The following is a 23,176-nucleotide window of genomic DNA, read 5'->3' as shown; positions in this document are numbered from 1 at the left end:
TACTGTTTTGTAATTGAATTGTTTCAAATACTGTACCTTTTCATAAAGCACTCAGGAGGTGCGTTGACAAAAGTCAAATTGGCATAAAACACAAATTTATCATAACATTTTGTCCCTTTCTGCCATATAGGTTTTACCTATCGATTTATAGAATTAATTGATTTCGCTTATTTCCCCAAAATCCTAATTTTAGCGCCCCTACCCAACAAAGTAACTGTTCTTTCATTACCATAAACTTATAACAATGGAAAAAGACTCAAAAGACATCGGTAAATGCCCCTTTCATAATGGCAGTTTAAAGCAGAATGTTGGCGGTGGCGGCACCCGTAATCGCGATTGGTGGCCCAATCAGCTAAAATTGAACATCCTGCGTCAGCACTCAGAGAGATCAAATCCCATGGGCGATGACTTCGATTATGCGGAGGCATTTAAAAGTCTTGACCTGGAAGCCGTTAAAAAAGACCTGCATGCCCTGATGACAGATTCTCAAAGCTGGTGGCCGGCGGATTTTGGGCATTATGGTCCCCTGTTCATTCGCATGGCCTGGCACAGTGCAGGTACGTACCGGGTATTCGATGGCCGCGGTGGCGGCGGTTCTGGCCAGCAACGTTTTGCCCCGCTGAACAGCTGGCCCGACAACGTGAGTCTTGATAAAGCGCGCAGATTGCTGTGGCCCATTAAACAGAAATACGGCAACAAGATCTCCTGGGCCGACCTGATGATCCTTACCGGCAATATTGCCCTGGAATCGATGGGTTTTAAAACTTTTGGCTTTGCAGGCGGTCGTCCCGATGTATGGGAACCCGATGAGGACGTGTATTGGGGTGCTGAAAATACCTGGCTGGGTGGCGACGTTCGTTATGCGCATGGCTCGCCCGGTGTTGTGGAAGGCCATGGGGTATTATCGGCCGACGAACCTGCTGATGGCGATGAGCACAGCCGCAACCTGGAAAAACCACTGGCTGCCGTGCAAATGGGTTTGATCTATGTTAATCCGGAAGGTCCCGATGGAAACCCTGACCCGATTGCTGCCGCAAAAGATATTCGTGATACGTTTGGCCGTATGGCAATGAATGATGAGGAAACTGTTGCCCTTATTGCGGGCGGACACAGTTTTGGTAAAACCCATGGTGCGGCGCCTGCTACCCATGTTGGTAAAGAACCCGAAGCCGTTGACCTGGAAATGCAGGGACTTGGCTGGAGCAACAGTTATAAATCCGGTAAAGGCGCTGATACCATTACCAGCGGGTTGGAAGTTATCTGGACAAAAACGCCTACCAAATGGAGCAACAACTTTTTTGAGAACCTGTTTGGATTTGAATGGGAGTTAACAAAAAGCCCTGCGGGCGCACACCAGTGGGTGGCTAAAAATGCCGACAGCATTATCCCTGATGCATATGATGGTGCAAAGAAGCATTTGCCAACGATGCTTACTACCGATCTTTCGTTACGGTTCGACCCCATCTACGAAAAGATCTCCCGCCGCTTTCTGGAAAACCCCGACGCGTTTGCAGATGCTTTTGCACGCGCCTGGTTTAAATTAACGCACCGCGATATGGGGCCGCGTGCCCGTTACCTGGGTGCTGATGTTCCGAAGGAAGAATTGCTTTGGCAGGACCCGATCCCTGCAGTGAACCATCCCCTGATCGATGATAAGGATGTAGCGGCCCTGAAGGAAAAAGTACTGGCATCGGGATTAAGCGTGTCAGAACTGGTTTCAACTGCCTGGGCTTCGGCTTCTACATTCAGGGGTACCGATAAACGCGGTGGCGCCAATGGCGCACGGATTCGTTTGGCTCCGCAAAAGTTTTGGGTGGTGAACAATCCGCCGCAATTACAAAAAGTATTGAGCAAACTGGAAGCTGTTCAAAAAGAATTCAATGAAGCGCAAAGCGGTGGTAAGAAAGTTTCATTAGCCGACCTGATTGTACTGGCAGGTTGCGCCGGAATAAAAAAAGCGGCTAAAGATGCCGGTTTTGATGTAACCGTTCCGTTTACGCCTGGCCGCATGGATGCTACGCAGGAACAAACAGATGTGGAATCTGTAGGCTACCTGGAACCGCATGCCGATGGTTTCCGCAATTACCGTAAAACAAGATCGCATGTGTTAACCGAAGCCTTGCTGATAGATAAAGCGCACCTGCTTACGCTCACTGCACCTGAATTGACGGTATTGGTGGGTGGCATGCGCGTGCTGGATACTAATTTCGATGGCAGCAAAAACGGCGTATTCACGTTGCATCCCGGTAAACTCACCAACGATTTCTTTGTAAACCTGCTGGACATGAACACGGCCTGGAAGGCGGCTGGTGAAGACAGGGAACTGTATGAAGGTACCGACCGTACTACAGGCAAAGTAAAATGGATGGCTACCCGTGCCGACCTGGTGTTTGGTTCCAACTCAGAACTGAGAGCCATAGCCGAGGTGTATGGTGCAGCAGATGCAAAAGAGAAATTTGTAAAGGACTTTGTTGCAGCCTGGAACAAGGTAATGAACCTGGACAGGTTTGATTTATAATTACCATATTTGTAAAATAAAAAGCGTCCGCCAGCTGGCGGACGCTTTTTTACTTACGAACGCGTGTATCAGGGAACTGCCGGAGTTGTATTCTGATTCGCTACAGGCCAGGTGCCCGGTGTTGGCACACTCACGCCTTTTGTATTACCCCGTTTTAATGAATCGGGTCCAAAATAGTACAAAGGCCAGCCTCTGTATGTGATCTGGGTTTTACCAAACACATTGATCTTATTAAAATCGGCCGAATTGCACATCGAGGGTATTCCCTGCACTGTGTTCAATGTATCTATTGGCCAGGTTCCGTTGTTGCTGAAATCACTCTTGGTGTACTTATTGGCGTTGAATTTGTCGTTTTTAAAAGTATACAGCGTGTGGCCATAGGCATCTGTGAAGTATGGAGTTACTTCATCACCTTCTACATACTTACTGGTATAATGTTTTGTATCGTTGCCAATTAACTGGGTATAAGCCAGCATAATCGTATAATCAGGTTTTGCAGTGAACCATTTGCTGCCAAACGCTTCTCCTTTTTTATCTCCTGCCACTGAATCCTTGGCATAGTAGTACAAGGGCCAACCCTTATAGGTTGTTTGAGGTTTCCCATCTGCGCGGGTAATGCTGCCAAAATCAGCACTGGCAAGCCCTGCCGGCAAATTCAGCGCATCTACATAAAATATGGGCCAGGTGGTGGCGCAACCACCGCTGCAGGCAGATTGTCCATTGGCATCGTTGGAAAAGAAATAAAGCGTTTTTCCGTTGACATCAGTAAGAATGCTACCCAACTGGTTGTCTTGCTTAAGTTGCACATTATTAGGCGCAGGAACAGGCATATCTTCATGGTCATGAGTACAGGCGGTGACGGTTAGCAATAGCATACCGGCCCATGTCATTGAAAGCATGGATCGTTTCATGTTAGAATTTTTACTTTTAATAGTTAAGGCGAAAGCGTTCGCAGAGCGCTCTGCAAACAGTCCTTTTGATCATTTGCCTCTGATACGCCAAAGTGGTACTATTGGTTTCCTTGACCGGCTAAAAAAATTAAAATGCTGTTAAATTGGGGATATCTTCCGAAAGGCGATGGTATAATTTTTTAGGCTGTTGTAGTATCCATGGCTTGAACCGATGAAGAGAATAAAGATCATAGGACAGGTACTGCTACAGTGCTTTAAAAATTTTATGAGTGACAAGATCCTCAAATTGAGCGCTTCGCTTGCCTATACCACCGTTTTTTCTTTTGGGCCTTTACTGGTGGTGATCATTTTTTTGTGCAGCATCTTTTTAGGTCAGGAAGCTGTACAGGGCAGGATTTATGACCAGATGAAATCGTTTGTTGGCCCGGATGCTGCGCTTCAACTCCAAACGATCATTAAGAACGCCTCCCTGAGCGGCAAGGGAACAACAGCGGCAGTAATAGGGATTATAACCTTGTTATTCAGTGCAACGGCCGTATTTGCCGAAATCCAGGATTCCATCAATACCATCTGGGGGTTTAAGGCAAAACCACAAAAAGGGATCTGGCAGTTTGTAAGAACCCGGTTCCTCTCCTTTTCCATTGTTATCAGTCTTGGCTTTTTATTACTGGTATCACTTGCCGTGACCACTATTGTGGAAGGGCTGAGTGACCGGCTGAAAAGCCACTTCCCGGATGTAACGGTTGTTGTATTCTATATTTTAAACTTAGTGATCTCATTATTAGTGATTATGGTTTTGTTCCTGCTGATCTTTAAAGTACTGCCCGACGCCAAAACAAAATTTAAAGATGTGCTGCCGGGCGCTATTGCCTCCAGCTTGTTGTTTATGGCAGGTAAATTCGGTATCTCCTTTTACATTGGCAAAAGCAATATCGGCACCACCTATGGGGCTGCAGGCTCGCTGGTGATCCTGCTTTTATGGGTATATTATTCTGCGATCATTTTATACCTGGGCGCCGAGTATGCCATGGCCTGGAGTGCGCATAAGGGTTCTGCCCTTCAACCTAATGATTATGCAGTATCGTTGAAGAAGGTTGAAATTGAAACTGACAAGGATAATAATACTACTGTTAAAGAAACTAAAAAACAGCCAGCCGTTAAATAAAAAAGGCCGCACCCTGCTCAGGATGCGGCCAGTATTCTTATTTTATTATTGCTTGTCGTCACCTTCCCCATCTACATATTCCTTTCCTTTTTCATCTATTGCTTTTCTTTCTTTATTCAGCAGGGAACTCAATGGTCCCCGCATATTTTCCTGAGGATCAGTTTTGTGAAGGGTTTCAGGATCGGGTTGTGAAACCGGGTTGTCCTTCTGTTCCTCCTTTTGCTTGTTGATGTCTTTCTTTTTATTGTCTTCCATAATCAAGCTTTAATTAATTATGAAAAAAATTATGCCACGCTACTATTAAATTAAAAGTTTGAACAAGCAACAAATCTGCATTAATTCATATCTGCTATTTAAAAGATACACCAAAATTAACATCTGACCTTAATATATACAAGCGGCTGTGCAACACAGATATTAACTCACATTAATTTACTAACTTCCTGCCACTAAACGCTTTTATATGGCCCCAGTAAACAGAAGAAACTTCCTGAAGAATTCCGGTCTGGCTACCCTGCCCTTATTGGTTACCAATCCTGTTTTGGCAATGGGTACCGGTCACAAACAATCGCCCATGGCTGCCCAGGCTATTAAATTCCTGGGCGACGGTGAAATGTTTGAGCCTGCAGATTACCTGAATATTTTGCAACAGGCCACCATTGCACGGGATTCCTATGGCGCCGGCGGATCGGTTGAGGCACTGGAAAAAAAGTTTGTTGAAATAACGGGTAAGGAAAAGGCAGTGTTTATGCCTACGGGCACCATGGCCAACCAGCTGGCCATTGCCGTATTAAGCGGTGAAAACAGTAAGGTGTTTGTACAGGATACCAGCCATGTTTACCGGGATGAAGCCGATGCGGCACAAACTGTTTATCAGAAAAGACTGATGCCCCTGGCAAAGGACGAACCTTTTTTTACCGCGCAACAACTACAGGCGGCGGTGGAAGCCATTCCCAATGAAGAAGTGTTTAAAACAGGCATTGGCGCGGTATCGATTGAAAACCCCGTACGCAGAAGCAATGGGCGCATGGTGCCTATGGAAGAATTAAGAAAGATCAGCACATACTGCCGTGCCAACAATATTAAACTGCACCTCGATGGCGCCCGGATCTATATGGCCGCTGCCTGGTCGGGCGTTTCGGTAAAAGAATATGCCTCCCTGTTTGATACCATTTATATTTCGTTGTACAAATACTTTGGTGCTGCTGGCGGCGCCATACTCTGTGGGGAGAAAGCTGTAATTGATAAAATGCCGCACCTGATAAAAGTGCATGGCGGCAGTATGTATGGCAACTGGGCCAATGCCGCCATGGCCCTTCACCGGCTGGAAGGTTTTGAAACCCGCATGAAGAATACCGTTCAAAAAGCCAATGAGCTGTTTGAAGCATTAAATAAAATTCCCGGCATCGCTATCAAGGCCCTGCCCGGTGGTACCAATATTTATACTTTTGCGTTATCGCCCAAAATAGAGATCACCAAATTAAGAGATGCGTTGAACACCAACTATAATATCCGCATTGGGCGGGTGAATGAAAAAAATGAGGGTTTCATTTCTGTAAATGAAACCCTTCTTTACCAGGATAACAACTATATCATTAATGCTTTTAAGAAGAGTATGGGGTAAATAAATTGAAGGAGCCGAAAAAATAAACGCATCCTACTTCTTCTGATGCTCAATATTGGGCAGCAAACCGGTAATTATACCCAGCAATGGTAAAAAGGCGCATACATGGAACACATAGTTCACACTGGTTGCATCAGCCAGTTTCCCCAATACGGCTGAACCAAGTCCGCCCATACCAAAGGCAAAACCAAAGAACAACCCGGCGATCATGCCCACTTTACCGGGCACCAGTTCGGTAGCATATACTAAAATGGCCGAGAATGCCGAAGCGAGAATAAAGCCAATGACCATCGACAACGCGCCGGTCCAGAACAGGTTGGCATAAGGCAATAACAAGGTAAATGGCGCCACACCCAGGATTGAGATCCAGATAATATATTTTCTTCCAAAACGATCGCCCAACGGACCGCCCAGCAAAGTGCCTGCGGCTACAGATGCCAGGAAAATGAACAGGTGGATCTGCGATTGCTGTACGGTAAGGTGGAATTTATCGATCAGGTAAAAAGTAAAATAGCTGCTCATGCTGGCCATGTAAAAATACTTTGAGAAAATAAGCACCAGCAATATTGCCAGTGAAGTAATCACTCTTGACCTGGGCAAATGCGAATGCACTACCGGTGCAACAGCTTTGTTTTTCTTTCTCAGCTCTAAATGGTCTTTATACCATCCGCCTACTCTTATCAATACTACAATGCCTAAGATGGCCACCAGTCCAAACCAGATGATATTGAATTGCCCGTAAGGCACTACGATCAATGCGGCCAGCAGGGGACCAATAGCTGAACCGGCATTGCCACCCAGTTGAAAGATGGATTGCGCCAGTCCTTTTTTACCACCCGAAGCCAGGTGCGCCACCCGCGACGATTCAGGATGAAACACCGAGGAACCCATACCTATGAGGCTCACACTAACCAGTATGGTGGCAAAATTGTGCGCCAGTGCCAGCGAAATAAGCCCTGTTAAGGTAAAGCCCATGCCAATGGCCAGCGAATACGGCCGGGGTGTTTTATCGGTAAAATGCCCCACAAATGGTTGCAGCAGGGAGGCCGTTAATTGAAAAGTAAAAGTGATCAACCCGATCTGGGTAAACGACAAATGATAGTTGTCCTTTAGCATCGGGTAAATAGCCGGGATAACCGACTGCATCATATCATTCAGCAAATGGGAAAAACTGATCGTAAACAGAATGGAATAAACGGTTGTTTGCGCCAGCGCCTTCGCATCAATAACTGCCGGGGAATTGGTTGTTTTCATCATAATAAATCAGATCATCTGATGTTTAAATACAAATTGTTTATTGAGCAGTATGTCCTATAATTTTTGCAGCTATGTTCCAGGCCTTCCGGTTATCGTTTGCCTCGATGGCCTTTAACAATTGTTCATGCATATTTTGAGTTTTCCTGAAATCGGTGGCATCGCTGTAAACGGTCAGGAACCAGTTTTTTATCTGTATTGTTAAGCTCTTGTACAGGTCGGCCAGCACTTCGTTGCCGGAAGCCACTGCAATAGCGGTATGAAAGCGGATGTCGGCTTCAACACATTCAACCAGCTTATCATCTGTTGCTGCTTTTTTGCGTAATGCCAGCCAGTGGCGGATTTCCTTCAGGTCTTCGTCGGTGCGGTTGGCAGCGGCTTTTTCGGCGATCTTCATTTCTATTAACTGCCGAACTTCATCCAGGTCTTTAAAATCTGCCCGCTTTAACCGTTGCTGCAAAGGCTCTTTGATGCCTTCCGTTCCCTCCACAAAAGTGCCCAGTCCCTGCTGTACACGCAGCAATCCCGAGTTCACCAGGGTTTTGATAGCCTCGCGAATGGTAGAGCGCCCCACCCCGAATGTTTTCATCAATTCGGGTTCAATAGGCAACTGTTCCCCGGTTTTATACTTCCCCAGGGTTATCTGTTGTTGTAATTGGGCAGCCACTTCATCTGCGAGCGACCGGCGTGGAATTAAATTGTTCATCATATCATCTGATGATTGCAAAGGTACAGCGCTTCGGGATAAATTCTAAAAAAATTTGCCCGGTTAACCAGTAATTATCGACTTAAACTAATTAATTAGTTGTTTAACTAAGCAAATAGTTATAGGTTTGTGGCCATGCAGCCAATACTTCACTCCGCATTGTTATTATCAGGGCTATTTATTTTTTGTACTGCGAACGCCCAACAGGATACAAGCCGCACTATGAAGGCAGCAGTTGATTCTGCCAAAACAAAACAGTTAAAAACAGTGGTGGTTACCGGTCAGAAAAACTTTGTTGAACGCCAACTGGATAAAATTGTAGTAAATGCCAATGCACTTGCCTCCACAGCAGGCGGTAATGCCATTGATGTGCTGAATCTTGCGCCGGGAGTGCTGGTTGATGAAAATGGAAGTGTTAGTTTAAGTGGCCGGGAAAACGTTATTATTTATATCGACGATAAACCTGCCCGGCTTACCGGTACTGACCTGCTAAATTATTTACGGTCGCTATCTGTTTCCATGATCGATCAAATTGAATTGATGCCCAATCCCTCCTCGCGGTATAGTGCAGATGGGACGGCTATTATAAATATAAAACTGAAGAAACTAAAATCGCATGGTTTCAATGGCAGCGCCACTGCGGGCGCCAGCCAGGGCCGGTATTTCAGGTGGAACAACAGCCTGGTGTTTAATTACAGGAATAATAAACTGAACCTCTTTTCAAACGTGGGATACAGTGCGTATAAAGGTTACTTTAGTTCGCACCGGCAAAGAGTATATACCTATCCTGATAATTCTTTGTCATATACCCTGCAGCAAAATGTACATGAGGTCCATCACGATCAAAGCTTCAATTATAACCTGGGCATCGATTATTTTGTAAGCAGCAACACCACCGTGGGTGTATTGTACAATGGCCTTTCAGTACCTTATTATGAAACAGGTAACTACAACAACCAATTTAACGGGAATTCAGATAAATCCGATTCGTTTGTAAATTCTATCAGTCACTACAATACCAACACCCATCGAAATTCGCTGAACCTGAACCTGCAACATTTTTTACCGGGCCATCGCGGAGAAATAAACGTTAATCTCGATTACCTGCAGTATGCCAACCAGGCCAATCAACACCTGGAAAGCGATGTGCATCACCCTGATGATACCCTGGCCACACAAACGGCATTGATAACCGGCAGCCCATACACCGCCCGCATCTACGGTGCAAAAGTAAATTATACCGATACCTTGTTTGGCAGCGTTCAATGGGAACCGGGGGTACAAACCATTTATTCAGAAAGGAATAATACCAGCAATTATTTCAACCAATCGGGTGCTGATATAATCCCGGACCTTCTGTTAAGCAACAAGTTCCGGTACCGGGAGCATATAAACGCAGCTTACGTTAACCTGCAAAAGAACTTCCACCGTTTTTCGGTGCAGGCAGGTGTACGGATGGAAAGCACCGCAGGGAATGCCCTGCAATACGACATGGCAACAAAACCCGACACATCGTTTTCTCTTCATTATACCAACCTCTTCCCTACCCTGTACCTGATGTATCAATTAGACAGCAGTGGCAAAAACGCCCTGGGCTTTTCGGCCGGCAGAAGAATTGAACGGCCCGGCTACAGTGACCTGAACCCTTCTTCTTTTTATTTCGACCGGAATACCACCAATACAGGCAACAGCTTGCTGCAACCAGCTTTCAGCAACAACCTGGAGTTATCATACACCCATAACAGGTTTATCGCCGGCATTAACTATAGCCGTACCAAAGGAATGATAACCCGGGGGTTTAAACAGGTGGGCGATGCTTTTATTTCCATGCCGGTGAATGTTGACCTGTACACAACCATTGGCACTAGCATAAACTGGACATTCAATATCACCCGCTGGTGGACGGTAAACATCAACCAGGAATTTATTAACCGGCACTACAAGGGCGCCATTTTCAATGAGGGATTGTATGCCAATACAAACCTGACCACCTTTTATCTAAAGACCTACAATCAGTTTAAATTCAACAATGGCTGGTCGGGTGATATCACCACCACCTACCGGGGTAAATTGTTGTTATGGCAATCTACAAACCGGGCAACAGGCCAGGTTTATGGCGGCGTACAAAAAAAGCTGAACGAAAAAGCAACCCTTTCCCTGTCGGGCAGTGATCTATTTCATACCTCAAAAACAAGAAGACTTACAAAGATCCGGTACGCCGAAGTTTATTATTACCTGGAAACCGATACGCAAAGACTCACTATCAGTTTCAACTATCGCTTTGGCAAAGCGGTTAACCGGCGTGAACGAAAAACGGGTATCGAAACTGAAGCCGGAAGGGTTAACTAAAAAAACGGCGCCACCAAAAGTCGGCGCCTTAATTAATACTCAAACAAATAGACAATCATTGCTGCCACAAAATTGATCAATCTGTTGTACTTCGCATATAACCGAACAGGGGATGTTCCTTTGTATTTTTCGTTATCACCGGATTTGAGGTAAACTCATTACCGGTTTTGGTTAATTACTTTAGGTAGTTATACCCTTTTTTTTGCGTTTCATTTTCCACTTTTTTGCACTTCATTTAAATGAAACACGTTTTATGTCAAGGAAAACACTTTTCACAATTATTATTGGTAGTGTAGTGGCTATTGCAATCGTAAGATGCGGAGACGCCCCTGCTGCTCAAAACCCTGTTGAGACAAAAGACAGCGCCCGGGCCGGTAAGCTTAACCTCGTTGAAAGAGGAAAATACCTGGTTACCACGCTTGGCTGTAACGATTGTCACTCAACAAAGAAATTGGGCCCGCAGGGACCTGTAATCGACTCTGCCAATCTACTGGCCGGATGCCTTGAATCAAACCCGTTACCAACCTTCGAGACAGATGCCGTTAAAAAAGGATTAGTGGTTATGTTACCCACCATGACAGCCTTTATGGGTCCCTGGGGAACCACTTTTGCAGCGAACCTTACCCCCGACTCTACCGGTATCGGCAGCTGGTCGCTCGACCAGTTTAAGAAAGCCCTTCGCGAAGGAAAGTATAAAGGCCTGGAAGGATCACGTCCTTTATTGCCACCTATGCCCTGGCAGAATTATATTAATATGACTGATGATGATGTTGAAGCCGTTTTCACCTATCTCAAATCTGTTAAGCCCGTAAAAAATGTAGTACCAGGTTTTCGTCCGATGAAATGACCATTGGTATGCAAAAAAGAAAAGGCAACTCCGGCCGGGAGTTGCCTTTTCTTTTTTAGTGAGGCTATTGTAACTTGAAAATTATTCCACTTTGCAGGGCCTTTTTATACGCGCGTACGTCGAACGAATACAAATGCGGGGTCTTATGCGCCTTACGGGTGGTGCTCTCCCCCATATCTTTCAGGATGCCTGCATTCATCATCTTTTTCCGGAAGTTGCCCCTGTCGAGCGAATAACCCAGAATACTCTCATACAAACATTGTAACTCAGCCATGGTAAATTTTGATGGGAGCAGTTTTAAACATACGGGTTCATGGGCAACATCCCTTTGTAAGGCTTTCATGGCGCCACCAATCATTTCGTGGTGGTTAAAGAGCATGTTCTCCGGAATATCATCAACCGGCCACCACCGGCTATCTATGGTGATCATATCCAATTCTATCCTGGTCACTTTTGCGTATTCCGCCAGGCCGTAGTAACCGATGCCTATCACCCGCTTATCGTACCAATGCCCCTTCAACACCTCCATGCCAAATGTATCTTTAAATTTTTTCTGGCTTGGTTCATCTATAGTAAACCTGTTCAGGCTTGTATATGTATGGTATTGCTGCAGGTAAACATCCAAACCGGTACGTTCTTTCAGAATGCGCGCAGCACCCTCATCCGCATCTTCATCCTGCTTCATAAACCCACCGGGCAGGGACCATTTGTCGAGCCCCTTCCAACGAAGTAATAATACTTTTAACTTATTGTCGTGGAAGCCAAGCAGTGTACAAGCGATAGATATATTGGGAACGTAGACCCTGTAACCTTCTGTAGCAAAACGTTTATAGTCGTCCATCTTCATTACATGCAAAATAATGAGTATTTATCAACATTAACATTAGTTCATTAAGTATTATTTACTCAATGAGAATTTAATATTACATTTGCGTTGCTGAGTCGGAAATATTATTGTTTCCGTTTATATACGCTACTTGCCTCGAACTATAGAACTTAACGAAACTGGTATTTATCTACTGCTGCTTATAGTTTTTTCAAGCGAACACACATTATAGTAAGAGTGAATATTATGAAAACGAAAATCGCTATTTTCGACGAAAACCAGCATGCACGTAATTGTATAACTGAATTGTTACAGTCCGATGAGGCGTTTGATGTGGCAGGCGTTTATGACGATGCCCGGGATTGTGTGGAAAAGGTTATAAAATGCCAGGCGGAGGTGGTATTGATTGATATTGCGATGTCGGGCATGAACGGTATTGATATAGTACGCAATTTGAAAAAAGAATTGCCCCATATTCTGATCCTTATACAAACGATCTGTGAAGAAGATGAACTGATCTTCGATTCTATCCGCGCAGGCGCCTCAGGCTATATTTTAAAAAGTTATTTGAGCATTCATCTTATTGGCGCGTTGAAAGAAATGCAATTGGGCGGCGCCCCCTTAACACCGGTAATAGCAAGAAAAGTATTGAAGATGGTGGAACAATCGCATGGCCTCATTCGCCGGCCTGCTACTCATGACTACAAACTCACCCCTAAAGAAAAAGAAGTACTGGTTCATATTGTGGATGGACTTAGTTATAAAATGATCGCCGCCAATATGAACATCAGCTATGAAACAGTAAGAAGCCATGTAAAGAAGATCTATGAGAAGCTGCATGTGGCTTCGCTTACGGAAGTAGTGGCTAAAGCAATCAATCAGCAGCTTGTATAAAGCTGCTTTTCGTATTTAATACCCATTAAACCTTGCCAAACATACCACATACTGGGTATTGGTAATTTCTTCAAAATAGCTGACCTTTTGCGATCCTTTGAATAGCTCCCCGCTGCCCCACGAAACCCGGATTGGCAACTCAAATTATCACGGCTAAACTTGCGCTTATGAACGACTTTTTTAAAAAGCTCATCAGCTCTCCCACTGTATTGCCCCATTATTTCAAGATCCCCAATCAAAACACCCCCGATCCTGCCTCGCTGGAAGGGAGTTTTGAAACCCGCAAACACTATTTCTCGCTTCGGGTCAATGAAATGTATTTAAAGGAAAGCCGCCAGTGGTTCAGCCAGATCGAGCCCATGGTTATTTCCATTACCGAGTATATGTACAACCAACAATTTGTTTCCAACCCGTTTGTTGTTGGAAGCACCCTGTTAAAAGATAAAATGAAAGGCGAAGGAGAAGGCATGGTCTTTCGCGATACCCGGGTAGCGGGGCTGCATCCCTACGCCGGCGGGCGGTTCATCATTAATATAGCCTTATTCAGGAACGAAACGGAGAACTACCTGAACAAAACCATGAAGTTCCTCGAAAGCGTAACCGGCGTTTTTAACGACAACATTGCTGGTATGCTGAAGAGCTTTACCAAAGTATCTGACGTAATTGTAAGCGGCATTGAAGAACTGGTGAATACCGATAAAACAAAGCCCCTGTTTGGCATCAGGAAAGAATTCGATCCCGATGCCGGTGAAGCTTTTGAACCGGGGTATTACGCCATGATCGACAAATCGAACAACAACTGGGACGCGGCCGATTTTTCCGTTGATAAGAACAACAGACTGTTATATAAAAACAATCCATTCCGGGAAGATGAATACATCCTGTTCAGCATCACCAAAACCACCGAGCGGAACGATTACATGGCACTGCCTATTTACAAACAGTACGACGAAATAAGGGCCTATGCTCAGGGAATACCGGAAGTAAGTGAAAGTGAAAAAATGAAAATAAAGGAAATGCTGCGGGTGCTGAATTTTGAAATGAACCGCAGTGCCGACCTTACCACTGCGGATGCCGAACGCCTGATTGACCAGTTCTTTGAAGAACTGAAAAAGATGGTGGACAGGAAATTCAACTGGGGCGCGGCTAAACAATTGGAGAAAAACTTCTGGAGCGAAATGGATGAAAAAATTACCAACCTGTAAACCAGTCAGCCATGCCCGGCGAAAATAGCATTAACATCCAGATCAGCATCGATGGCAATAACCTGGTGTTCGACCAGGATAACGATCCCGGTAAGGTTCCCTTCGACACCGGTGAAAATGATGCAGACGGCAATAACGTTCGCATTGAACTGGGGATTGCCAAGATCTTTCATAAGGTGCTCAACTTTATTAAAACCGATCCTGAACTGTTTCAGCGGCAGGATTTTGAACTGCTGGGTGAAATGCTGTCCAAGATCATCTTTGGCAAAAAAGGCGATCTGCGCGGCGTATCGATGCGCAAAACCTACCAAACCCTGCGTTCAGGCGTTTCAAAAAACTGCCGGCTTATATTGTCGTTCGATGATAAGTCGGGCATGGCCAATTTGCCCTGGGAATATGTGTTGTATAAATTTCCCGGGTCCGACGAACCATTTTATTTATCGGCCAGCGTGAAAAGCAGCTTCCAGGTTATAAGGCGGTTCCCTACCAACATCCGCAAGGCCGTTCATCCCGAACAGGACAAACTGTACATTATTGTTTTGCTTAATACAGAAGGCAATGGCGGCATTAACCCGGCGATCGATTCAAGGGCCACCGATAAACCTGAGTTGCTTAAAATGTTTGATAACCTCAAACAACAGTATCCCGGTAAGGTGGAAATAAAAGTACTGGACGCCCCTTCGATGGACAGCCTCAAAGATGATGTGGAAAGCATTGTAACAGAATGGCGGAACGGTGGCCCGAACGAACCGGCTTATATCGTTCATTATATTGGCCATGCCATGCTGCAAAACCAGGCGGGTAAACTGGCCCTGAAGAAAAAGTCAGCCGACAAAATCGACTGGGTTAATGACGGTTCCTTTGCCTCGCTTTTTTCCAGCAATGGACTGGATGTTCGTCCGCCCTCCATTGTTTTTTTTCAGGCCTGCGACAGCGCCAAGATCGGCATGATAGAAAACACCCTGCGGGGTGTGGCGTATGAATGTACAAGAGTGAACATCCCGGCCGTAGTAGGTATGCAAAACGAGATCAACACCAGCCAAAGCTGCACATTCTATTTTAAAGTATATGAAAGCCTGCTGGCCGGTAATGATGTAGCCGAAGCAGTTACTATTGGAAGAGACCATTTGGGCACCGATCATAAAGATTACGCGGGGCAGCAATTTCAACCAGCAGGTGAACCTTACAAGTATAATTATTTCGGCAGCCCTGTTTTATTTATTACTACCGATGAACCGATCCGCATGATCAGGGCAACTGCGCCAGGTGTTGAAACAACCGGTGAAAGAATGGTGAATACTACCAATCCGCAGGAAAGGGCCGCCAAACTGGAAACCACTTCTATTGATAATGACAACCCCGAAAAAGCTACCCGGGCAAAATTATAAGCGCCATGCTTACACAACAAGATATTACCGAACTGCTTTCCGGTTTTTATGCCCATTGGGCGTTGAAGATAAAAGGTCCTGATATGGTGCTGATGGCAGAACTGCTGGAAGACCTGCGGCCATCACTGGAACAGGACGATGCCCACGATGCATGGGATTACCTGAAAATAGATCCGGAGAAATACAGCAACGAGCTTTGTAAATCGGTTTTGAATGAGCTGCGGCAGAGTTTTTTTGAGCTGCTGTTTGAAAAGCAGTTTATGGCCGTACAACAATTAGCTGCCACCAATACATCCGAGGCAACAAACCTGCTGCGCCAGTATTATGCCGAAGCACTGGTTCATTACCGCGAAGATTTTGTGTGCCTGTTGTTGAAACAGGCCTTTCAATTGGGCGAACCTTTTGAGACCTGGAAAAAAGCAATCAGCAAGGTACCGGTGCTGCTCTGGGAATCGAGGTGGGTTGACCTGTACCCGTTTTTCCAGGACATTTATAACGATTCTGCCATAGGCGCAAAAGAACGATGCCTGGCCGAAGCCATCTCAGGACTGATCGTCTTATACAGCTTTCCTGTTTTTACGCACGCAGAAAAACATTTTCAAAACGCCCTGGAATTACAGCCCGATCATTTGATACCCAGACGTTGCATGGGTGAACTGTACATGAAACAAGGGGAAGATCAAAAAGCCAGGGAAGTGTTCCTGGAAGTGATAAATAAACAATGCAGGGATTACGTTGCCTATAACCTGGTGGGTGATACTTTTTTTTCAGAAACAAAAGTAAAACTGGAGCAGGCAACTGCATTACCCAAAGACGTGCTTACCAATGAAGAATACTGGTACAACGAAGGCTGGCGCAATAATCTGCTGCAGGTAGATTCCTGCCGCCGCCTGATAACTTTGTACAGCTATAACGCCGTTATTTATGCCGAACACAACAACAAAATGCCAGGTCTGATGAAAGCGGCTGAACAATTGATATGGTACCCTGAAAAAAAACGCTTCCGGTTCACCCATGAAAATTACAGCGCCTGCTTTTACGATTCCAATTATTACCATACCTGCAGAGACCTGGCCGCCAATTACCGGGCTATGGAAGATTTTGAAAATGCAGAAAAGCTGTACAGGGAAGCGATACAATTACAACCTCAACTCTCCCCTGCTTATATTGACCTGGGGTATGCCTGCATCAAGGATAAAAAATTCGATGCGGCCAAAGAACAATTAAACAAGGCCCTTTCGCTCGACAAAGACAGCTACGACGCCTTATGGAACCTGGCTTATTATTATGAAGAAACCCAACAACCGCAGGAAGCAATCAACACGTACGAAATCTGTAAAAAAATCCGGCCTGTATGGGCCGACTGGGCCAATAACTTTATAGGCAATGTATATTTCGACCAGGAAGATTTTGAAAAGGCCATTCCATATTACCGGGATGCCATGAATCAAAACCCTGATTACTATACTTACAAAGACAACCTGGTGCTGGCAAAACAAAGATTGTCTGAACAAAAAGAAAAAGCCGATCAAACAGAAGAAGCCGCCGGGTTGCTTAAAGAGGTGATTGAGTTGACACAATCCCCGCGCGACTGGAATAAGCTTGGCAATTTTTACTACCGCAATTCGCAGTTCAAAGAAGCAGAAACCTGTTACGCAAAAGCGGTGGAATTATTGCCTGAAGATCCAATCTATCACGAAAACCTGGGCCTTGCCTATAAGAACCAGGGCCTGTTTGATAAAGCAGAACCTGAGTTTTTAGAAGCAGCCAGGCTGAATACAAAAGACGGCGATTCGCTGAACCAGGCAGGATTGTTTTATTATGACCAACAGAAATTTGATGACGCATTGACCTGGTTCCGCAAAGCCCTGGAAAAACAACCAGACGTAGTTGACTTTAACGTGAACGTAGGACTGGCGTTTGAGCGCAAAAAAGAATTTGACAAGGCACGGCCCTACTATGAGCAGGCGGCCGTAAAAGCGCCTAAGGACGACACTATACAAAACCGCATAGGCCTCACTTATTACGATCAGAACAACCACCCGAAAGCCATTGAATACTTTCAAAAAGCGGTAGCATTAAATCCTGCCCAATCGGTGTACCTCGAAAATATTGCTTCCAGTTATGCCCTGATGGGCAATAAAGACGAAGCCGAAAATTACTACAGGAAAGCAATTGCCGTTAACCCAAACAGTCATAAACCCTGGAATGAACTGGCAGTTATTCATATAGAAAAAGCCGATTACGATAATGCCATCACCTATCTCAACAAGGCCCTGGCGCTTGACCCCAATAATTATGTTTATACCGTTAACATCGCCAGAGCATACGGTGATACCGGGCAAAAAGAACAGGCTATTCAGGCCTATGAAAAAGCATTGAAACTGGACGGGAATGATTACCTGAACTGGAATTCGTTAGGCAACCTGTATTTTGAAACAGGCAACATGGATAATGCCATGAAGGCTTACAACAAGGCCATCCAGTTAAACCCCGCTGAAAAAGTATTCATCGGCAATAAGGCGCTGATCTATATTCAGGAAGGCCGTTGGGCAGATGCAGAGCAACTGGTAAATACCGAACTGGATGAAAACACCAAGACATTCTTCCTGGAAACAGTAGCCCGGTTATATCCCGAATTGCAGATCAGTAATACTGCCGCCAGCGGCATAAAGATCATGGGAGTACTAAACAATTAACTTTTACCCGGCTTATTTTCATTGAGCACTTTTATCTGTAAGGGCTCCGGCAACTTTTTATCATTTACATAAACATCCACGTAAATTGCTTGCAAGATCAAATATTGACAACAAATTTGTTGTCAAATACATTTAACAATAACTTTATTGTCAAACTAAATTTTCAAATTCATACCTGAAACTATCCTTTGCCAACACTTCGAGATAACTATCGTACCCTACCAATAGATAATGTTTAAAATTTTGTTTGGTAAGTTTTTGATACCATTTTTCATTGAACCATTCCGTATTCTGAACTTCATAAAAATATGGATTGATACAAACACCATCCTCCCTGAAAGGAAGCCCATAAGGCCCCCAATCGGCTGTATCTTCCAGAAAGACTCCGTCTGGGGCTTGTACCAAATATTCATTATAATTAGATTCCCCATAATTGTAATTGAAATACCGGAACTCGGCAAAGGACTCAAAAGTAATCCTGAGTCTTTTATTTGAACCATCCGGCAACTTTACTATCGTAGTTGCGATCAGCGTTGATTGTTCTGATCCGTTAATATATAATTCATATGCGCCTGCTTTCCAATTTACCTTTACAGGTACCAGCTTACGTTTTTCGTTCATAATTTCTTCTTTTATTTACACCTGGTTACTTTTTCCATAAAACCCGATCCATCTTTATTCATGGTAAGATCGATGGAATGAGATGGCGGATCGCTTTTCAGATGCGGCGGCACTTTATCAAATGGCACATATACCGCATACTCTGGATTTTTACCGGCAATGGTCAGTGCTGCCAATCCCCTGTTATTTAAAGTCACTATTTCACCAGTGGGTCTTTTGGTATAGGAGATCACTAACACATCGGGACTCAAATCACCCCTACCAATAGCCTCACCAACTGCACGAACCGGTTGTCCCACAATTTCATCGGCTGCCTGTGAGCCTATTGAACTGAACTGAGGCGCACACCTGCCCTGGCCAAACATGATATTGTCAGGAAAATGAGTGATCTCCCCTACCGAAAATGGATCAAACCCCGACAACCCGAAGATATCAACTTTTACTGTTGGATCATTTACATAACCATACAATTGTTTGCCACCCAATAACCGGATGGGGTCCTGGCTGATGTAAATACCCGCCTCAGGGTCATAATACCGGAACCGGTTATAATACAGGCCGGTCTCCACATCTTCATATTGACCAGCATACCGGAAAGGCAGCTCACTGTTTTTTCCTTTCAGTATTTTCGTTCTTCCATAAATATCCAACGCCCCTTCCCATACTGCTTTTCCTGCCGCATCATACATACAGTATGGTGTACCCAAATGATCGCCAATGATGCTGTACGATTGTCCGTTTACTATTTTAGCCGCCAGCGAATGATAGCCTTCATCAAAGATCCAGGTAATAGCATTGGTTTTATCAAATCCATTTGCCGGATTAGGTTCGATTTTGTCATACGTTATTTCACCCCATTCACTCACCACTGCCCGGGGCTTTTCATTTGTGGCATACATCCATTCATGTAATGGCTTATCATTATCCCACACCCAACGGGTAATTTTGCCGGCTGTTGTTTTTGAAATACGGCGCCCCAGGGCATCATAAGTGAACAACACTTCCTTACCATTAGCCGGGGTAATTTTCTTCAACCGGCCATTGGCAAACCATTCATAATTCGTTTGCTGTCCGTTTGTTTTATTTGTTTTATTGATCAGTCGGCCTTCAACATCATACTTATAAAGATGTTGCTTACTTTCTAACAGGGCGCCGGCACTATTGTACCTGCGATCTGACTGATCCCTGGTTTCATATATATTGCCACTGGCATCCACCGCCCTACACACAATCCGATTATCTGCATATTGTGCAAATACCAGGTTGCCCAGCACATCATATTTAAAATGCGTATTGCCCTGCGCGATAGCCTCAAAAACATTCGTCAACCGGTCATTGGCATCCCAGGTATATTTCTTCCAGCTTTGCGTTACCCGACCCTGGGCAATCTTATGTTCACCGGGGCGACCGGCCTGATCATATTGCCATTCGCTGATGAGGTTCCCGGGTAATGATCTTTCTACCTCCTGCCCTGCCTGGTTATATTTCAGCTGCGCTTCCCACATCAGGTCATGCTGCTTCGCCTGTAGCTTGGTTACCTGTCCCAGTTTGTTGCGCTGTAATTGAATTGCGGCGCCCAGGTTGCTGGTCACCTGGATGCGCTCGCCCATTTTATTATATTGACTTTGCACCAGGTATTCGTTCTGCGCTTCGGTTTCAACCAGCCCCATTTTATTGCGGGTAAATTGAACATGACTGTGTTCATTAATAGCTTCCTGCAGGTTGCCATTTCTATCGTACGAGAAAAGCTCCCAGCTGCCATCTTCATACTCCGCTCGAATAACCCGGCCATTGGCATCGTATTCATAATTGGTAAACCGGCCCCCAGGCCGTACAATTTTAACAACCCTGCCGGTAGCATCCCTTTCAAATTGTTGCTGCAAACCGCCAAACCCCGTTTCTTTGATAACTTCTCCGCGCTTGTTATACTGAAAAACATAGTGTCGTCCTGCTTCATTCACCACTGCCTGCAACCGTTGTTCCGTATCGTACAGGAACTGTTGTTCGCTCTTTTGCTCTTTTCGTTTGGTCAGTTTTCCCAATGGGGTATATTCAAACTGAACAGCATGGTGTTTATCTGCCGCCCGAACCACTTCCTCATAGCCATTGTACGCTAACCTTACCGTATTGCCATCGGGCAGGTAAATATTGTGTAAACGGTTCAATTCATCATACTGAAACTGGCGCACGTGACCTGATGTATTGGTAGTTTGGATACAGTTGCCCATGGCATCAAACTTCCACCTGGCCTGCGAACCATCGGGCCATTGCAGACTCACGAGGTTCTCATCTTCATCATACTGCAACAACGTTTTACGGTTACCGGTTTCAATAACCGCTGCTAATTGTCCTTCTTCATTGTATTCGTAAGTGATCGTTTTTCCGTTGGGATAATTTACAAATTGCAGACGGCGGGCTTCATCATAACCCCGGGCCTGACTACTGCCATCGGGGTTAATAGTTAGAACCGGCTGATTGTATTCGTTGTAATGATATTGGATGCTATTGCCATCCGGGAATGTTTTTTCCTGCAGTAAACCCCGCTCATTGTATTTATACCCGGTTATATTGCCGGCTTCATCAATTTCCCGGTACAGCTCAAAATCATCGGTATACTCCGTGTATTTGTGGTTGCCATAATGATCGGTTTGCTGAATACACAGGTTATTTTCATCAAAATAATAAACGGTGGTTTCGCCCAGCGAATTAGTCACTTCATTATATCCTTTACCATATTGTATAAATCCTTCCAGCAGGCGGCCATCACCCCAGGTATGAACACAACGCCCGGCATCGTCATACTCCCAGTAAAACGACTGGCCATTCCGATCCCTCTTTTTTACCATCAGGTGATCGCGGTATTCCAATTGTACTGCCTGGTTCAATGCATCGGCAATAGTTGCCAGGTCACCGGCTTCATTATAGCTATACCTTACGAGAATCCGCTCAATTGTTTTGTGTTTGAGCGTTACGTGGGTAATGCGATGTTGTTTATCTGTTGTAAAGAACAATTGCCGGCCAACAGAGTCGGTAATCGCCTGTAAGCGATGTCCGGTATAATGCAACTGGATCCGGTTGCCGCTGTAATTCTCAATAAACGACAATCGCCAGGTGCCGGGTTGTATATCGTAGTTGAAATGATAGTAACAATTGTCATTATAATCTTCCAGCAGGAAATGGCCATTTTGTTTACGGCGGATCAAAACTTTTTCCTGCGGATGATAAAACTCCCCGCCAGCAGCCAACAATGGGAAAGCTATCAGCCGGCCATCGGCCATCATCAATGAAAAACAATCGTCCTCCTGCCATTCGGCTATCCAACGGTCATAACTCAGGTGAACGCCATGGCCCAACGGACCTTTTATCGCAGAATCGCTATCCCAGCTACGGGTAAGTTTAAAGTGAATAGGCCCCGGCAATTCAATATCGGTGTACGTATAATTTACCCGGCCGGTGATAAGGTCAACCGGGTCGAAACCCATTTTACACAGCCGGTCGCTTAGCTTCTTGGTAGAAGGAAATTTCTTGAGCAGTTTATTGTTTAACGCCTTCAGCAGTTTGCCGCCTATTTTACCCACTATTTTCAGAAAACAGCCAAACACAAACGCTTTTAGCAAAGCCATCAGGCTGAAGTTTGGCACCAGCGGTCCGCCAACGAGCACCGGTTTGCCCCATTGCAGGGGAATACAATACGAAGTGGGCAGGTATAAGGATGGAATGGGTTTGAATTTCTTACCGGGTTTGAACGAAAGCGGTAAACCAATGTCGTTACAGGTCATCAACATATACCCCGCCCCGCTCATAGGCGCGCCATCGATCGACACCGTTTTGCTGCCAAAGAAATTCTGGCTGTCATGTCCAATAACCGGCACCAGGGAAAAACCAATCCCAAATGGTATATGCACAAACGTGATGATCATGCCGGCGGTATCAGTGTTACCACGCGGCACATGGTTTATTTTTACCGTGGCGCCAATAAAAGGAATATAGTCGAAGGGATCAATAACCAACCCGATATAAGGGTGAGGAAGCGGGACAAAGGGAATCGGTGTATTCACAAAATGAAGATCAATACCGATCACAGGCTTAAGGTGCGTGTTTGCAACGTACATATTAGGTTAATGTATAATGGTTAATGCTACGCGAAAAATGGTCCTTTGATGTAACAA

General features: G+C 45.0%; 16 protein-coding genes. 9 read left to right on the top strand and 7 right to left on the bottom strand.

Translation table 11 applies throughout. The features are described 5' to 3' along the window. Positions 1-244: 244 nt before the first annotated feature. Positions 245-2,518: a catalase/peroxidase HPI gene (katG, locus tag NIAKO_RS06960; RefSeq protein ID WP_014217703.1), complete on the top strand. Its 2,274-nt coding sequence runs from the start codon at positions 245-247 to the stop codon at positions 2,516-2,518. 68 nt (positions 2,519-2,586) lie between these two features. Here katG and NIAKO_RS06955 read toward each other — a convergent pair whose 3' ends face one another. Next, positions 2,587-3,429, bottom strand: a complete 843-nt coding sequence (locus NIAKO_RS06955) for a hypothetical protein (protein ID WP_014217702.1) — start codon at positions 3,427-3,429, stop codon at positions 2,587-2,589. Positions 3,430-3,640: 211 nt separating this feature from the next. Here NIAKO_RS06955 and NIAKO_RS06950 point away from each other — a divergent pair, with 211 nt between their 5' ends. Further along, on the top strand, positions 3,641-4,594 hold the full coding sequence (locus tag NIAKO_RS06950) for a YihY/virulence factor BrkB family protein (RefSeq protein ID WP_014217701.1): 954 nt from the start codon (positions 3,641-3,643) through the stop codon (positions 4,592-4,594). Between the two features lie 45 nt (positions 4,595-4,639). Here the strand turns inward: NIAKO_RS06950 and NIAKO_RS06945 are convergent, their stop codons facing one another. Then, a complete protein-coding gene (locus tag NIAKO_RS06945; RefSeq protein WP_014217700.1) occupies positions 4,640-4,849 on the bottom strand; it encodes a hypothetical protein in 210 nt (69 codons plus the stop codon). A 208-nt stretch (positions 4,850-5,057) separates the two neighbouring features. On the opposite strand from NIAKO_RS06945, the gene NIAKO_RS06940 reads away from it, so the two are divergent. Next, positions 5,058-6,218 carry a threonine aldolase family protein gene (locus NIAKO_RS06940; RefSeq protein WP_014217699.1) on the top strand — a complete coding sequence of 387 codons (1,161 nt, stop codon included), beginning with the start codon at positions 5,058-5,060 and terminating at the stop codon, positions 6,216-6,218. Positions 6,219-6,251: 33 nt separating this feature from the next. On the opposite strand, the gene NIAKO_RS06935 is transcribed toward NIAKO_RS06940, so the two are convergent. Beyond that, the gene (locus tag NIAKO_RS06935) at positions 6,252-7,475 is read right to left on the bottom strand and encodes an MFS transporter (RefSeq protein ID WP_014217698.1); all 1,224 of its coding nucleotides are present in this window, start codon (positions 7,473-7,475) and stop codon (positions 6,252-6,254) included. A 37-nt stretch (positions 7,476-7,512) separates the two neighbouring features. After that, entirely contained in the window at positions 7,513-8,181 is a 669-nt protein-coding gene (locus NIAKO_RS06930; protein ID WP_014217697.1) for a FadR/GntR family transcriptional regulator, read from the bottom strand. Between the two features lie 219 nt (positions 8,182-8,400). Between NIAKO_RS06930 and NIAKO_RS06925 the strand changes: the two genes are divergently transcribed. Both NIAKO_RS06925 and NIAKO_RS06920 read left to right on the top strand, forming a co-directional pair. Continuing rightward, entirely contained in the window at positions 8,401-10,527 is a 2,127-nt protein-coding gene (locus NIAKO_RS06925) for an outer membrane beta-barrel family protein (protein ID WP_041346447.1), read from the top strand. 253 nt (positions 10,528-10,780) lie between these two features. After that, positions 10,781-11,374 carry a c-type cytochrome gene (locus tag NIAKO_RS06920; RefSeq protein ID WP_014217695.1) on the top strand — a complete coding sequence of 198 codons (594 nt, stop codon included), beginning with the start codon at positions 10,781-10,783 and terminating at the stop codon, positions 11,372-11,374. 64 nt (positions 11,375-11,438) lie between these two features. On the opposite strand, the gene NIAKO_RS06915 is transcribed toward NIAKO_RS06920, so the two are convergent. Further along, positions 11,439-12,221, bottom strand: coding sequence for an NUDIX hydrolase (locus tag NIAKO_RS06915; RefSeq protein WP_041346445.1), 783 nt, complete (start codon positions 12,219-12,221; stop codon positions 11,439-11,441). Positions 12,222-12,446: 225 nt separating this feature from the next. Here NIAKO_RS06915 and NIAKO_RS06910 point away from each other — a divergent pair, with 225 nt between their 5' ends. The 4 genes from NIAKO_RS06910 to NIAKO_RS06895 all read left to right on the top strand — a co-directional run bounded on the left by NIAKO_RS06910 (position 12,447) and on the right by NIAKO_RS06895 (position 18,386). Continuing rightward, a complete protein-coding gene (locus NIAKO_RS06910; RefSeq protein WP_014217693.1) occupies positions 12,447-13,094 on the top strand; it encodes a response regulator in 648 nt (215 codons plus the stop codon). Between the two features lie 167 nt (positions 13,095-13,261). Further along, positions 13,262-14,299, top strand: a complete 1,038-nt coding sequence (locus NIAKO_RS06905; protein WP_014217692.1) for a hypothetical protein — start codon at positions 13,262-13,264, stop codon at positions 14,297-14,299. 11 nt (positions 14,300-14,310) lie between these two features. Further along, the gene (locus tag NIAKO_RS06900; RefSeq protein ID WP_014217691.1) at positions 14,311-15,687 is read left to right on the top strand and encodes a CHAT domain-containing protein; all 1,377 of its coding nucleotides are present in this window, start codon (positions 14,311-14,313) and stop codon (positions 15,685-15,687) included. Positions 15,688-15,692: 5 nt separating this feature from the next. Next, positions 15,693-18,386, top strand: coding sequence for a tetratricopeptide repeat protein (locus NIAKO_RS06895; RefSeq protein WP_014217690.1), 2,694 nt, complete (start codon positions 15,693-15,695; stop codon positions 18,384-18,386). Positions 18,387-18,536: 150 nt separating this feature from the next. Here the strand turns inward: NIAKO_RS06895 and NIAKO_RS06890 are convergent, their stop codons facing one another. Together NIAKO_RS06890 and NIAKO_RS06885 are read right to left on the bottom strand one after the other, a co-directional pair. Next, positions 18,537-19,007 (bottom strand): hypothetical protein, encoded by a 471-nt coding sequence (locus NIAKO_RS06890; protein ID WP_014217689.1) that lies wholly within the window; start codon positions 19,005-19,007, stop codon positions 18,537-18,539. Between the two features lie 11 nt (positions 19,008-19,018). Further along, entirely contained in the window at positions 19,019-23,119 is a 4,101-nt protein-coding gene (locus NIAKO_RS06885; protein ID WP_014217688.1) for an RHS repeat-associated core domain-containing protein, read from the bottom strand. Positions 23,120-23,176 lie beyond the last annotated feature (57 nt).

Source organism: Niastella koreensis GR20-10 (assembly GCF_000246855.1).
Classification (GTDB): domain Bacteria; phylum Bacteroidota; class Bacteroidia; order Chitinophagales; family Chitinophagaceae; genus Niastella; species Niastella koreensis.
This window is presented reverse-complemented; position numbering and strand designations above follow the sequence as displayed.